The organism is Vicinamibacterales bacterium, assembly GCA_036012125.1.
GTDB lineage: Bacteria > Acidobacteriota > Vicinamibacteria > Vicinamibacterales > UBA823 > UBA11600.
The window spans coordinates 37119-51120 of sequence record DASCOS010000002.1 but is presented as its reverse complement, the minus strand read 5'-3'; the positions used below and the strand labels follow the sequence as shown (position 1 = coordinate 51120).

At 54.5% G+C, this 14002-nt stretch carries 12 protein-coding genes; 4 read left to right on the top strand and 8 right to left on the bottom strand.

The genetic code is table 11. The features are described from left to right. Positions 1 to 100 precede the first annotated feature (100 nt). Together ispG and QGH09_00360 are read left to right on the top strand one after the other, a co-directional pair. A complete protein-coding gene (gene ispG / locus QGH09_00365) occupies positions 101 to 1345 on the top strand; it encodes a flavodoxin-dependent (E)-4-hydroxy-3-methylbut-2-enyl-diphosphate synthase (protein ID HJO16641.1) in 1245 nt (414 codons plus the stop codon). A gap of 20 nt (positions 1346 to 1365) precedes the next feature. Further along, the gene (locus QGH09_00360; protein HJO16640.1) at positions 1366 to 2208 is read left to right on the top strand and encodes a Cof-type HAD-IIB family hydrolase; all 843 of its coding nucleotides are present in this window, start codon (positions 1366 to 1368) and stop codon (positions 2206 to 2208) included. Between the two features lie 7 nt (positions 2209 to 2215). On the opposite strand, the gene QGH09_00355 is transcribed toward QGH09_00360, so the two are convergent. The 8 genes from QGH09_00355 to pyrE form a co-directional block, all read right to left on the bottom strand. Beyond that, entirely contained in the window at positions 2216 to 3550 is a 1335-nt protein-coding gene (locus QGH09_00355) for an MATE family efflux transporter (GenBank protein ID HJO16639.1), read from the bottom strand. Between the two features lie 266 nt (positions 3551 to 3816). Then, a complete protein-coding gene (locus tag QGH09_00350; protein ID HJO16638.1) occupies positions 3817 to 5412 on the bottom strand; it encodes a M20/M25/M40 family metallo-hydrolase in 1596 nt (531 codons plus the stop codon). A gap of 13 nt (positions 5413 to 5425) precedes the next feature. Beyond that, positions 5426 to 6745, bottom strand: a complete 1320-nt coding sequence (rseP, locus tag QGH09_00345) for an RIP metalloprotease RseP (GenBank protein HJO16637.1) — start codon at positions 6743 to 6745, stop codon at positions 5426 to 5428. 72 nt (positions 6746 to 6817) lie between these two features. Beyond that, positions 6818 to 7999: a 1-deoxy-D-xylulose-5-phosphate reductoisomerase gene (locus QGH09_00340; GenBank protein HJO16636.1), complete on the bottom strand. Its 1182-nt coding sequence runs from the start codon at positions 7997 to 7999 to the stop codon at positions 6818 to 6820. A 2-nt stretch (positions 8000 to 8001) separates the two neighbouring features. Then, positions 8002 to 8781 (bottom strand): phosphatidate cytidylyltransferase, encoded by a 780-nt coding sequence (locus QGH09_00335; protein HJO16635.1) that lies wholly within the window; start codon positions 8779 to 8781, stop codon positions 8002 to 8004. Positions 8782 to 8848: 67 nt separating this feature from the next. Then, on the bottom strand, positions 8849 to 9631 hold the full coding sequence (locus QGH09_00330) for an isoprenyl transferase (GenBank protein ID HJO16634.1): 783 nt from the start codon (positions 9629 to 9631) through the stop codon (positions 8849 to 8851). A 124-nt stretch (positions 9632 to 9755) separates the two neighbouring features. After that, positions 9756 to 10517, bottom strand: coding sequence for a tRNA pseudouridine(38-40) synthase TruA (gene truA, locus QGH09_00325; GenBank protein HJO16633.1), 762 nt, complete (start codon positions 10515 to 10517; stop codon positions 9756 to 9758). 41 nt (positions 10518 to 10558) lie between these two features. Beyond that, complete coding sequence (gene pyrE / locus QGH09_00320; GenBank protein HJO16632.1) at positions 10559 to 11140, bottom strand: orotate phosphoribosyltransferase; 582 nt, start codon at positions 11138 to 11140, stop codon at positions 10559 to 10561. A gap of 283 nt (positions 11141 to 11423) precedes the next feature. Between pyrE and QGH09_00315 the strand changes: the two genes are divergently transcribed. Both QGH09_00315 and QGH09_00310 read left to right on the top strand, forming a co-directional pair. Next, entirely contained in the window at positions 11424 to 13178 is a 1755-nt protein-coding gene (locus QGH09_00315; GenBank protein ID HJO16631.1) for a TolC family protein, read from the top strand. Positions 13179 to 13236: 58 nt separating this feature from the next. Beyond that, a complete protein-coding gene (locus QGH09_00310; protein ID HJO16630.1) occupies positions 13237 to 13983 on the top strand; it encodes a glycosyltransferase family 2 protein in 747 nt (248 codons plus the stop codon). Positions 13984 to 14002 lie beyond the last annotated feature (19 nt).

Genomic DNA, 14002 nt, shown 5'->3' with positions numbered 1-14002 from the left:
TCTCTAGTGAACGTCATTCCTGACCACACCAAAGAAGTAGAGTGGTGGGGGTGATTGGTAAACAAATCTGGACGTCAACCCAGATGCTATTATCGGAGTGGTGGCTAAGTTGAAGATGCACCGAACGGTCGGGGTAAGAGTCGGCAATGTTCAGATTGGGGGCGGTGCGCCGGTGGTCGTGCAGTCGATGACGATGACCGACACAGCCGATGCAGCGGCCACCGCAGAACAGTGTGCTGAGCTAGCTAAGGCTGGGTCGGAATTGGTACGAATCACAGTCAACGTCCCTGAAGCAGCCAACGCGGTCCCTGAAATTCGGCAACGCCTCAACGATCAAGGCCTTGTCGTACCGCTTGTAGGCGATTTCCATTACAACGGGCATCAACTGTTAATGCGACACCCTGACTGCGCGCGGATACTCGATAAGTTCCGGATCAATCCTGGCAACGTCGGAACTGGCGATCGTCGGGACGAGCAATTCACTACGATCTGCAAGATCGCTCGCGATCATGAAACACCGATTCGGATTGGAGTAAATGGCGGTTCACTCGATCAGGACCTAGTCACGGCGAAGATGCAAGAGAATACAGACCGCAATCTGGGTCGCTCGTCAGAAGAAATCATCAACGAATGTCTCGTGTTGTCAGCGCTGCAATCAACCGAGTTGGCGCTCGAGGCCGGGCTGCGCAAAGAACAGATCGTGATCTCTTGTAAGGTCTCACAACCAGATAATCTTATTTCCGTTTACACCGAACTAGCAGCTAGGACTGACCAGCCGCTCCACCTTGGTCTCACCGAGGCTGGCATGGGTATTAAAGGAATGGTCTGGTCCTCGACGGCGATGGGCATACTGCTTAACCAAGGGATCGGTGACACAATCCGGGTTTCGCTCACGCCGCAGCCTGGGGGCGACCGCCGTAACGAGGTGACAGCGGCCTGCGAATTACTGCAGTCACTCGGGTTGCGGTCCTTTGCTCCAAGCGTCACTGCCTGCCCCGGCTGTGGGCGGACAACGAGCTCCACGTTTCAGGAACTTGCCGAACGAATCCAAGCTTATGTGCGAGATATGATGCCGGAGTGGAAGAAAGATTACGATGGCGTTGAAGAAATGCGTTTGGCAGTCATGGGCTGCGTCGTTAACGGACCAGGCGAATCAAAAGCGGCCAACATAGGTATTAGTCTGCCCGGAACTGGTGAAGCGCCCCTCTGCCCTGTCTATATTGACGGAATCCACACTACAACGCTTAAGGGTAGCTACGAGGAACTAGCTGAAGCCTTCCGTGCGCTGGTTGATGACTACGTGGCTGAACATTATCCTCGTAAACCAGCTCGGGAATCTGTCTGAGCACCTACGGACACTCTCCGATGCCGATCAAGCTAATCGCCATCGACATCGACGGCACACTACTCGATAGCTCGTCCAGACTGCCAGAAAACAATCGGAGCGTGCTGCAAGAAGCCTCAAGGCACGGTGTCGACATTGTCCTAGTCACCGGACGCAGTTTTCATCATACCCGTGAACTTGCGCTCCAGATGCCCGCACGAACGATATTAATCTTGAACAATGGATCAGTCGTCAAGGACCAGTCAGGCGCGACCTTAGCTTCTCATACTCTGCCGGCAGAGACGGCACGTTACATCGTGAAGGAAACACGTTCTGTTCGCGACGGCGCCGCCGCAATATTCGATCGGGACGATGACAGACAATTTCTTTGCGAGCGGATCGATTGGACGCATCCACATCGAAGGCATTACTTCGAGCTACACAACGCATGGATCACGCAGGTCTCGTCACTGGCGACCGAGCTAACTGAGGACCCATTGCAGCTAGGATTCACAGGCGACGTTAGCAGCATGCGCGAACTCGCGGAGCTTCTTACATCTCTTCCGAGGGCTGCTGAGTACTCCCAAGCGTTGACTGAGTATCAACTGCGCAACTTTTCCCTACTCGACGTAGTTAGTCCGGGCCGCTCTAAAGGACGAACGCTTGCTGAGTGGTCCACGCAACGAGGCCTGACACCCAGCGAAGTGATGGCCGTCGGCGATAACCTCAATGATCGTGAGATGCTAGAGTTCGCCGGCATCCCAGTAGTGATGGGAAACGCCACTCCTGGTTTGAAAAAACCCGGATGGATTCAAACAGACACTAACGATGAAGAAGGCTTAGCCAAAGCTATCATCAAATACGCCCTAAAAAGAAACCAGTAACCGGCTGTTACGATTCGGTAATAATCCTACTGAAAGCATTTTCTCTCAGTTGCGTCATACGCCTGCCCCACACCATGAGAAGCAATAGCGACACAACAATCAACCCTGCTGACAAGCCGATCCACAACCCAACCACGCCGTAGCCCAACACGAAGCAGATTGTATAACCGAGCGGCAAACCAAATGCCCAATGACCAGCCAGATTCAAGAACATCGGTGTTCGGGTATCACCAAGTCCTCGCAAGGCCCCGGTAAGTACTCCCTGCAGTCCATCGAAAATCTGAAAGATTGCAGCTACGAAAAGTAATGTGACCCCAAGATCGACCACTGTTAAATCGACTGTAAAGAGACCCATCAGTCGGCTAGGGATGAGCAAGAAAATAGCAGAAGCGCAGGCCATGCAGAACACTCCCAGCATCACAGCGGTCCATCCCGCTTGATTAGCCCCATATGTGTCCTGGCGACCCACGGCGTGGCCAACACGCACCGCAGCAGCCGACGCTAGGCCCAGCGGTACCATAAAGGTAAAGCTGGCCATGTTCAGGGTAATTTGGTGAGCTGCAAGCGCTACCGGCGCCAAGCGGCCAGCCAGTGCGCTAGCGGCCGAGAACACTCCAACTTCCAGCGTCACTTGCATGGCCGCCGGAAGCCCAAGCCATAACAGTTGCCTTAATCGTGAGCGCTCAATCACCCAGGACACTCGCCTAAGCCCGTAGTCGGTACGAGCATCACGCCAGACCACGACGGAAAGTAAACCAAGCGCCAAATAGCTCCGTGAAATGAAGGTGGCCCATCCCGCACCGTCTACGCCGAGGGCGGGCGCTCCGAGATTCCCGTGAATCAACATCCAATTGGCCAACACATTCACAAGGTTTGCCATCAGCAGGATAAACATGGTCGGCTTAACCACGCCCATCGCCTGGAGGTAACGACGAAAAGCTGTATACAGAAGCAACGGCCAGACACTCCAGGTTACGATTCGCAAATATGGCTCAGTCAGATTTAGCACGGTTAGGTCAAAACCCCAGAGATCGAGACGGGCAATCGCCACCCATGCAACCAAGGTCAGTGGAATTGTGAGTATCACGCTCATGACGACACCGTGCACAAACCACCGGTGACATTCATCGCGTTGGCCCGCTCCGAACGACTGGGCAATGACAGTGTCGAGCCCCAGAAGAACGCCAATCCCAAAGACCGCCAGAGCCAAAAACAGCATGGAGCCCACGCCTACTGCACCAATCGCCGATGGCCCAAGTGCCCTGACCATCAGAATGTCAACAGTTCCCATCGTGACCCAACTCATTTCGGCGACGACAACTGGAACAGCGAGATTCAACATTGGTCCAACTTCTCGCCGTAATCCTAGCCACCGCTGTAGCATCACGGACATGGTGCGCGGTGGGAGAAGAATTTGAATAAGATGAAATTAGTCATGGAACATTAATTACTTCGTGCGGAAAGCCGAGATCCACTTAATTCATCGGCCCGGTGGTGCAGACACAATCACCACCGACCGTGACTGGTCGGTGTTTGAACACATGGTGGCTGAGGCCGATTTAGGCCGGACGCAAAAGCAAGCCGCCGAATCAGTGAGACCGAAGGACGCTACTGGGTTGACGAACCTGGCAACGACGGCATTTGTTCGCCCAACCGTGGCAGCAATTCGTCCCTCATCGCCAGATGGTACACCGCCGCCGCAATTGCAATGGCCGATTTGATGGCATCCTGCTCAATGACACGCTCGTAGGTGTCCAAGCTCGTGTGCCAAGTATAGGTTCCATACTGAATCGGATCCTGGCGCATGCCAATCCCCGGGAGTCCCGCTTCGTTGAACGACGTGTGGTCTGAACCGCCACGGCGACGGCTCATCGTGGCGCCTGCACCGACTACACCAAGATCGCTAAATGGTGCCAACGCCATTCTCAGCACCTCGGCAGCTTCGCGTGGGCCGAATACCGTCGCCGCACGTGCCTGGCCGGTCCCTGAGTCAATATTGAAATACCCTCCGAACTTCGCGTGGGCAGGCTTCGGGTCCTCCACCGAACCGAAATGCTCCTTCACATAGGCTTGTGAACCCAGCAGTCCCTGTTCCTCACCGCCCCACAATGCAACGCGGATTGTCCGCCTGGGTTCAACACCGATCGCCTGCAGGATGCGAGCAGCCTCCATCATCACCGTAACACCGATACCGTTATCAGTCGCACCGGTCGCCGCGTGCCATGAATCTAAGTGCCCACCCAGCATGATCACTTCGTCTGCTTTGTCGGTGCCAGGAATCTCAGCAATCGCGTTGAAACTGATCTCGCCTTCCGGATACCAGCTGTTGACGATATCAACCTCTAACTCCACTTCACCGTGACGCAGCAGACGTGCGATCCGACCAAAATCTTCGTTCCGCATTACTAAAGTAGGCGGTGCCTCCTCAACGTCATACGTTCGGTTACTGAATGCACGAATTTGCCCATGGTCTCGACCGGCGTCGTTTACTTGCACCGCCGCACCCGCTTCTTTTAGAAACTTCGCGACGCGCTGCGCGACCTGACGACCCGATAACACGCCGTCGTCAGCACGCATTGGACCTGCCGACCGTTGCGGCTGAGAGGTCGGAACGTTGTTCGGATCGTATTGAGCACTCAACTCCGCATAATCGCGACGGCGTGGTGGACCATCGATCGTCACAGGCACTACATTTGCCTCGCCAACGAGAACGATCTTGCCAGCAACATCGTCCGCAACATCGTCCAAGTGCGCCACAAGCTTGGCCTCGTCTAGCCGGTCAGGCAGAATTAGTTGATACACGGTTGCTCGAACGGGTCCTTCAGTACTAGGTGTCCAGGCCAAAACTTCGGCAACAAGCGGGTCCTTCACCGGCGCCAGTAAATGTGCCGTCATACGCTCATTCAACCAGCCCGGATGACCGAAATCCCATGGCTCTAAATGCCCATTCGTCAAGCCCCACGCCTCCATCTGCTCAACTGCCCACCGTGCAGAAGCCTCGTGATTTGGTGATCCGGTCAGTCGTGGTCCATAGACATCAGTCAAATGGTGCAACGTATTCATAATCCTTGAGTTGGTCGTTGCCTCACGACGAATTTTCCAATTAATCACGGTGTCGACACGCTCATCGAACGCCTGTGTGGCGACCGATAAACAAACGGTAAGGAGCACTGCAAAATGCGCGAACTTTAACTTGAAAATCATGGATACCTCGCGATCATCTCCACGGCATTAGTGCTTCGAGCCAAGTAATGCGTGTTAAATCGTTATAGATAACGGTCACCATCAACATCATTAAGACGACGAAGCCAGCCAGTAGCATCTTCTCCTTGACACGCACACTAAAGTCACGCTGCGAAGCACCCTCAAGCGCGAGAATGAAGATGTGACCACCATCGAGCACTGGAATCGGTAGGAGGTTCAAGATGCCCAAGTTTAAGCTAATCATTGCCATCAGCGTGAAAAGTGCAACAAATCCGACCTGGGCAGCACCACCCGACAGCTGTGCAATGCCGACTGGTCCCATGAGTTGTTTTGGTGATGTCTCGCGGGTCAGGAGGCCCCACAAGGTCTGAAAGATCAGACCCGACCACTGGTAGTTCTGTTCGATGCTCAACTGCACAGCTTGTAGAGGTCCCGGCTCAACTATTCGGACCTCGTACGGACTTAGGCTAACGCCGATCAGTCCCACATCCCCGTTCAACGCAGGTCTTACCGTAATGTCCTGCTCCACACCATCACGCGACACAGTGAGTTTCAGTAATTGACCTGGGTTGCTATTGATCCGCGTTATCAGCGTGTCACGGGTCGCCGGTTCTCCCTCAACCGCCACAATGACATCACCTGACTTGATACCAGACTGGGCAGCTGGCTCGCCTGGTACAACATCGCGGATCTGGGGATACAACTGCGGCAAGACTCCGAGGTCTCCGACCTCAAACTCCGTTCTCGTGCTTGGTGTCACGGGTAGCACTAAGGATTGCCCGTCCCGAAGAACAACAACTTCCAATTCGCGCCCAGCCCGTGACATTACGGAAAGGAAGAGCGCTTCCCAGTCCGGCACGGATTCACCCGCTACACTGAGAATCAAGTCTCCCGGAAGAATCCCACTGGTTTCGGCAGGGGAGCCCTCAACAACAACACCAACGACCGGTGCTTCCTCTTCGTAAGCTGGCACCTCGGCGCCCTGATATAACACGATGGCCATGACGACGACGGCGAGTACGATATTCATGGTTGGACCCATGACCAAGACCTGGAAGCGTTGCCACTTGGTCTTCGATAGAAACTCGTCATCTTGTCCGGCGGAGGCCTCATCGGGGCTCTCACCGGCCATCTTCACGTAACCTCCCAGCGGAATCGCGCTTACGCAATAATCCGTGTCACCTCGCCGAACAGTTAATAACTTCGGACCGAAACCAAGAGAGAACGTCAACACCCGTACGCCGATGCGTCGGGCCATCAGGAAATGACCCAACTCGTGCACAAACACCAGCACTCCGAGTACGAAAACAAACGCCACCAGACTCGTTAGCACTCTATCCTCGCGTCTTCAACCAGCCGGACCGATGGTCGGCCAAGCGTAGCGCGACAGACCACCCCACGCGCTTCACACTGATTGTACCTCTGGGAGCAGTTCACGTGAAAACTCGTGTGCCCAGCGATCCACATCACGCACCTCGGCCAGTGTACGGATCGGAGTGTTTTCCATATTGGTTCGGGCATTCAGAGCGCGCTCAATCAACATAGGAATCCCGATGAAGGGCAACTTACCTCGGAGAAAAGCAGATACCGCAACCTCGTTGGCTGCGTTTAGGACAATCGGTAGCGCACCCTCCGTCCGCAATGCACGGTAGGCTAGTCCCAAGCAAGAAAAACGCTCAGAGTCAGGTTGGTGGAACTCTAGTGGCCCGCAGTTTGAAAGGTCCAGCGTCTCCACGCTGGCGTTCCATCGGTCAGGGTACGAAAAAGCATACTGAATCGGCAGCCGCATATTGGTAATGCCCAACTGAGCAATGACTGATCCATCACACAGTTCGACCATCGAATGGACAACTGACTGAGGGTGCACGAGAACGTCAATGTCATCAGCCGTCATGCCAAACAACCAGCGCGCTTCAATGACCTCCAACCCCTTATTCATCAACGTGGCCGAGTCAACGGTGATCTTATCTCCCATGTTCCATGTCGGATGGCGTAGCGCGTCCTCAGGCCGAACGGTTTTCAGACGCTCAGGCGGCCATTCACGAAAAGGGCCCCCTGACGCAGTTAAAATCAAACGCCGCACATCTGAAACAGGTCGACCGTGCAGACACTGGTGGATCGCGTTGTGCTCGCTATCGACGGGAAGAATCGCAACACCGCGCCGTCGGGCAGCTTCCATCACAAGACCCCCAGCTACCACCAGCACCTCTTTATTCGCGAGAGCAATCGTCTTTCCTGCCTCGATCGCCAATAGGACTGCCTCGAGTGCAGAGGTGCCAGCAGAAGCGCATAGCACGATGTCAGCTTCGGGATGTGTCGCCACGGCAGCAAGGCCTTCAGGGCCAGCGTGCAACGCAACCCCCCTTGTGCCATCAACACCCAGCGCCCTTCGCACTTCGGTTAAAGCATCGGGTGTGGCCATCCCGATGACATTAGGCTTAAAACGCACCGCCTGTTCAGCGAGGCGTGCCGAATTCTCCCCAGCCGCAAGACCAACGACGCGTAACGCGTCGGAATTGGCTTCCACGACCGCCAGTGCAGTAGTGCCAATGGAACCAGTTGACCCTAGAATCGCGATACTTTTCACGCTCACATTCCCCTGATCACAACGTCGAAGAGCGGAATGGCAAAGAGCCAACTATCGAGGCGATCCAGAATGCCACCATGGCCTGGGATCAACCCCGACGTATCTTTCACACCAGCCTCGCGCTTTAACTTCGATTCGAACAGATCGCCAATAATCCCGAATCCCGCCAATGCAGCACCGAATGCCCCAGCTTGTAACGGTTGAAGATCCAAACCACTCCATTTTCCAACTAATACCACCGCCACAGCACCTGCCACGATTCCGCAAATCGCGCCTTCTACAGTCTTCTTCGGACTTATGGTCGGGGCCAGTGCACGACGGCCTAGCGCTCTACCTCCGTAAATCTGCGAAATGTCGCTCGCCACGATGACGAACAGCAATAGAAATACTAACTCTGGTCCTTGCCTCAAATGAATGGCAGCGAGGGTCCCTATTGGAAGACCCACGTAAAGCGGTCCGAACAGTCCAACGGTGTAGAACCAACCATCCGAACGTTGAACACTACCTCGACCGACCGCGGCAGCACCCACGGCGACCATTGCGGTCATAAGCACCGGCGCCACCGCGTAGTCCCAAGCGATGGACGCGCAAATCGCTAGTCCGGCTACCACAACAATTCCAGTTGGCACAGCCATGCCTACCCGTTCTGCCAATCTCGCATACTCGACCAGGGCAAGCAGTACGACAATCTCTGCAAGAACGAACGTTACCCAGGGTGGCAGCCACCAAAGCGTCCCAACAAGAACTGCCAATACGACTAGAGCGCTGATTACACGCTTCATGTGCTTAGATCCTTGTCAGGAACTCATTCCAAAATCGTGGGCGAGAACCAAGAAAGACGGTAGTCGCCTATCCGGCAACAACCGGACGATTGATTCCACCGTAACGCCGTTCTCGCCTCTGATAAGCAAGAAGCGCTTCGAACAAATGGCGACATCGGAAATCCGGCCAGAGGGTCTCTGTCACCCAAATTTCCGCGTAGGCGATCTGCCACAACAGAAAGTTGCTGACTCGCATCTCGCCGCTCGTCCGGATAAGTAAATCCGGATCAGGCTGTCCGGCTGTGTAAAGAAAGCCTGCAAAGCGCTCTTCGTCGAGATCATTTGCGCAAATGCCCGCATCCATCGCACACCGTGCGGCATCGACGATCTCCGCTCGCCCGCCGTAGTTTAGAGCGATGTTAAACTGCATAGAGGTGTTAGCCTTGGTCTGTCGAGTAGCAAAAGCCAACTCGTCACGGATATCTGGAGTAAGCTCATCTCCACGCCCAACGACATTGAATCGAATGTTGTTGTCTAGGAGTGTTCTCAATTCCTGACGCAGGTAACGCTTGAGCAGCGTCATCAGCGTAGCGACCTCGCCAGGCGGACGCTTCCAATTCTCAACTGAGAACGCGTAGAGCGTCAGCACCTGCACACCGAGTCGCGCAGATGCCTCGACCACATCACGTACCGAGTCGATGCCGGCTCGGTGACCATGGACACGTGGCAAACCTCTCTGTGCCGCCCACCGTCCATTCCCGTCCATTATGATGGCCACGTGGGTGGGAAGACGTTCAAAGTCGATTTGGCTAGCCAGTTCAGCTTCCGCCGAATCTTGTTCAACCCAACTTAGGACATCGTCCAGGCCCATGCGTCTGCCAGCCGGCCGGTGCTCGAGGAAAAGTGAGAGCGAAGAACCGACCGAAACCCCTTAGAATGACGATGATACAGGCTGACCAGATACGGTTCAAGGAAACGCCGAGTAACGACAGGTCTTAGTAGTTGACCCGCACAAGAAACAGGCCTTCAGCAGGGGCCGTCGGTCCTGCTTTAGCACGGTTTCGCGACTCTAGCACCTGAGCAATATCAGCTGGCACTCGCTGCTGCGTACCAACCTCAACGAGGGTTCCAACGATTGTTCGAACCATGTGACGGAGAAAACCGTTTCCCTCCACTTCGATCGTCATGAGCCGGCCACCTCCAGCAGTACGATCCAGATCGCCCTCATTAACATCGAGACGACTAATCCGGCGAACGGAAGTTTTTACGTCGCTTCCGGTTGTCTGAAACCCGGCAAAGTCGTGCTCGCCAAGAAATGCCTTACCTCCGTCCTGCATAGCCCTGCAATCCAATGGTCTCTCGATATGCCAAGCGTAACGACGCTCAAACGGACTCACAAAGGGACCGGTAACAACCCTATACCGATACACCTTGCCCACAGAACTCTTCCTAGCATCAAAGCTGTTAGGCATCTCGATCGCCTCAAGGACTCTGATGTCAGGAGGCAGTATGGCATTGAGCGCGCGGACTAAGTCAGCCACTCCAATGGCGTGAGTGATTCGTGCACTCGCTACTTGCCCAAGCGCGTGTACGCCCGCATCAGTCCGCCCTGCGCCAATAATTGTGACCGGCGCACCCTCGATGCGCCTAAACGAGTCCTCGATTAGGCCTTGTATCGACCGTCCGTTCGGTTGCCGTTGCCAACCAACATATCCAGAACCTTCGTAAGCGATCGTAAGCTTGATGGTTCTGTGCATCACAGAAAGTAATATGGCGCCAACTCAGTCAGGTGAAGGGATTACCGAGGGTTTGAATCCGGCCGTGAGCCTGGCTTGACAATTGGAGTCTTAGACTGGCAAAGCGGGCAGCGACCCGGGTCGTAGGTAGGAAGTTCTACCCTGGCCAAGGCGAACCATGGCACCTCCAATTCTGTGCCGGAACCCCGATCGATGATTGCTGCTGCACCAACAACTTCAGCACCCGCTTGCCGCGCAAGTTCGATCGTTTCACGCGTTGATTTACCTGTAGTGATGACATCCTCAACCACAAGAACACGCTCACCCGGCACAAGAACAAATCCCCTTCGCAGGCTCAAGTCGCCTGCTGTCCTCTCAGCGAAAATAGCCCGAACGTTGAGCCCGTGTGCAACCTCATGGCCGATGACAACGCCGCCCATTGCAGGGGAAAGCACCGTTACTGGGTCCCACACTCCTGCCCGCACCGCAATGGCTTCGCCAAGGGTGCGGGCATGCGAAGGATGCTGAAGCACCTGCGCACATTGGAGGTATCCCTGACTGTGTAGACCTGACGAAAGCCGGAAGTGACCAAACGAGAGGGCTCCAGCGTCTCTAAACAATTCAAGGATTTGATCTGAATTCATAATGAATGGAATATCGTCTAGATAGCACCTAAAGGACGAAACTTTACACCGCCACGATACGGTCACTTCGGAACCGTCTAAGGGCCCCCATCCCTGACCTTCGAAACGTTACCGTCGCCCTAGTATACAATTGACTCAAACTTACTTTCGGTCTTGAACGTCTATACAGGCACAAGGCTGAGGCAACTCGCCGGAACGCTTGAAACGTGCCCGGCGCAGCTCTTGTAGGTATCCAAGTTTGTTGACCCGCTGAGTGATTCGCCCACAGAGGAGAGTGATAGTCATGATTGGGGAAGTTTTTCAACGGTTGTTCGCCCTGGGAGTTGTGGCGATTTCTTTGTTGTGTGTCATGTCCGCGTCAGGTCAGACACTGGCCAAATACGAACGGTCTTCCGTGCTCGAAGGAATTCGACTTAGTGAAGGCTTAGTTCTACCGCAGGTCGAAGACGAACAGATGGGAAATCAGGCGGTTTTGAGACTCTCCCTGGATGAAGCCGTCGAAATGGCCTTGGAACAAAATCTCGACATTCGAGTGCAGCGATTAAGTCCTTTAATTCAGGACATATCCATTTTGGACGCGCGGTCGGCTTGGGCACCGACTTTTAACACAACCCTCCAAAATAACTCTCAGGTCAGCCCGTCCACGAGCCAACTGTCAGGCGGCCTGAAACAGATCAATACCGACACGCTTCAGAATGCTGTCGGCATCACTCAACTCACGCCATGGGGCGGAAACTACAGCGTTAACTGGGACGGCAATCGCCAGTCGACCTCAAGCTTCTTCACCAGCTTCAATCCAGCACTGCGATCAACAGTGTCAGTGCAATATGTCCAACCGCTACTCAGGAATCTCAAGATTGACAACGTGAGACAGAGGCTACAAATCAGCAGGACCAACCGTGATATCTCTGACATCCAGTTAAGAGACACGATCACGTCGACCATTCGTCAGGTCAAGAACGCCTATTGGGAGCTATCGGCTTCTATTGCGACGTTCGCTGTGCAGCAACAATCCCTCGAACTCGCTGAGGAGTCACTACGAAACAATCGGACTCGGGTTGAAGTGGGCACTATGGCCCCGATTGACATTGTTGAAGCTGAGGCTGAAGTCGCGAGGAATGAAGAGGCTGTCATCGTCGCTGAGGCCCTCATTGAGGAGAACGAAGACGTGTTGCGGACCCTGATTATGGAATCCTCCGCTCCGAATTTCTGGTCAGTGCGATTGGAGCCAAGCGACACCGCGCGTTTACATGCTGGCGAAATTGATATTGACGCCGCAGTCGCCAATGCTCTTAGTCAACGAACTGACATCACACAGATCAGACGAAACCTAGATAATGCCGATACGAACATTCGCTATTATGAGAATCAACGGCTGCCAGACCTCAACTTCCAGATGAATTATTCAGCTACAGCCGCAGGCGGGACAAAGTTGACGCGGGAAGGAATGTTTGGCGGAGACGTAATCAGCCAAACTGAGTCAAGTTTTGGTTCAGTAATGCGTAGTGCTCTGGTCAGTGACTTTCCGACCTGGACATTCGCTATGACACTGTCCTATCCGCTGGGCACAAGCACTGCTGATGCCAACCTAGCACGGTCCCGTCTCGAGCGGACGCAGACCGAGGTTCGAATACGAACCGCGGAACTTCGCGCGGCCCAGGAAGTTCGACGAGCGGGCCGGAACGTCAACACCAACATTAAGCGAGTCGATGCGACCAGGGTGGCCCGTCAATTGGCCGAAGATCGTTTGGAGGCGGAACAAAAAAAATTCAATGTTGGTATGTCAACAAGCTTTCTCGTGTTCCAAGCTCAGCGAGACCTAGCTGATGCACGTAACAGCGAATTAGGTGCTGTGCTCGATTACAACCAGGCTCTTGTTGACTTCGAAGCGGTGCAAGAGATTTCACTGACTGGGGGCGGCGGTTCGTTCACACTTACACCTGGAGCGACCAGTGGCGTACAAGCCAGCGGTGGCCAGCTTGGTGGAGGGCAACTCGTCGGTGGTCAGTTCGCAGGCGGAGCCGGTCCACCGTTCTAGCCCCGCACCCCACGTATCATCGTCGGAGTCAGTCCGGGGATGGTGCTACACTTGTTCTGTGCCGAAGTTGTCGGTCACGGTTATCACAAAAAACGAAAAGAAGAACCTTGCCTACGCCCTTGAGTCAGTCTCCTGGGCTGATGAGCTTATTGTCGTTGACTGTGGTAGCGAAGATGGCACGGCTGACATCGCCCGCCGATTCACAGACCATGTTTTTGTGCGGTCTTGGACTGGGTACGGCGACCAAAAGAACTACGCGGCCGAGATCGCTAGCCACGATTGGATTTTTTCCCTCGATGCCGACGAGCGCGTCCCTCATCAATTAGCGCAGGAGATCCGTCAACTTCTGGAAACTGAACCGGCCCACCGCGGCTACCGCGTGCCAAGGGTCACTTTCCATCTCGGAAGGTGGGTCCGTTCTACTGATTGGTATCCAGATTTTCAGCTTCGCCTTTACGACCGGCGTGTTGGGCGCTGGAGCACGCCTAGTGTTCACGAATCGGTGACCGTTTCTGGACGGGTCGGCCGTTTTCAGCACGAACTCGAACATTATACGTATCGAGATCTTTCGCATCAGCTCGATACGATTGACCGCTATGCAACTCTCGCGGCAGACGACATGGCAGCCCAAGGACGGCGTACCAGCTTTCTCAGATTGGTCGTCCATCCGATCCTAGCCTTCCTTAGAAACTATCTATTACGCGGGGGAATTCGGGACGGTGTAGCTGGATTCATTATTTCAACAATGAATGCTTACTATGTATTTTTGAAGTTCGCTAAGCTATGGGAACGTCAGCGGCGCTAAGGTTCACTGGGGTTTTCGG

Excerpts from the sequence above, each read along its gene's own strand:
- QGH09_00360 (HJO16640.1), top strand. The coding sequence starts at position 1,366 with ATGCCGATCAAGCTAATCGCCATCGACATCGACGGCACACTACTCGAT.
- QGH09_00355 (HJO16639.1), bottom strand. The coding sequence starts at position 3,550 with ATGTTGAATCTCGCTGTTCCAGTTGTCGTCGCCGAAATGAGTTGGGTC.
- QGH09_00350 (HJO16638.1), bottom strand. The coding sequence starts at position 5,412 with ATGATTTTCAAGTTAAAGTTCGCGCATTTTGCAGTGCTCCTTACCGTT.
- QGH09_00335 (HJO16635.1), bottom strand. The coding sequence starts at position 8,781 with ATGAAGCGTGTAATCAGCGCTCTAGTCGTATTGGCAGTTCTTGTTGGG.
- QGH09_00330 (HJO16634.1), bottom strand. The coding sequence starts at position 9,631 with ATGGGCCTGGACGATGTCCTAAGTTGGGTTGAACAAGATTCGGCGGAA.
- truA (HJO16633.1), bottom strand. The coding sequence starts at position 10,517 with ATGCACAGAACCATCAAGCTTACGATCGCTTACGAAGGTTCTGGATAT.
- pyrE (HJO16632.1), bottom strand. The coding sequence starts at position 11,140 with ATGAATTCAGATCAAATCCTTGAATTGTTTAGAGACGCTGGAGCCCTC.
- QGH09_00315 (HJO16631.1), top strand. The coding sequence starts at position 11,424 with ATGATTGGGGAAGTTTTTCAACGGTTGTTCGCCCTGGGAGTTGTGGCG.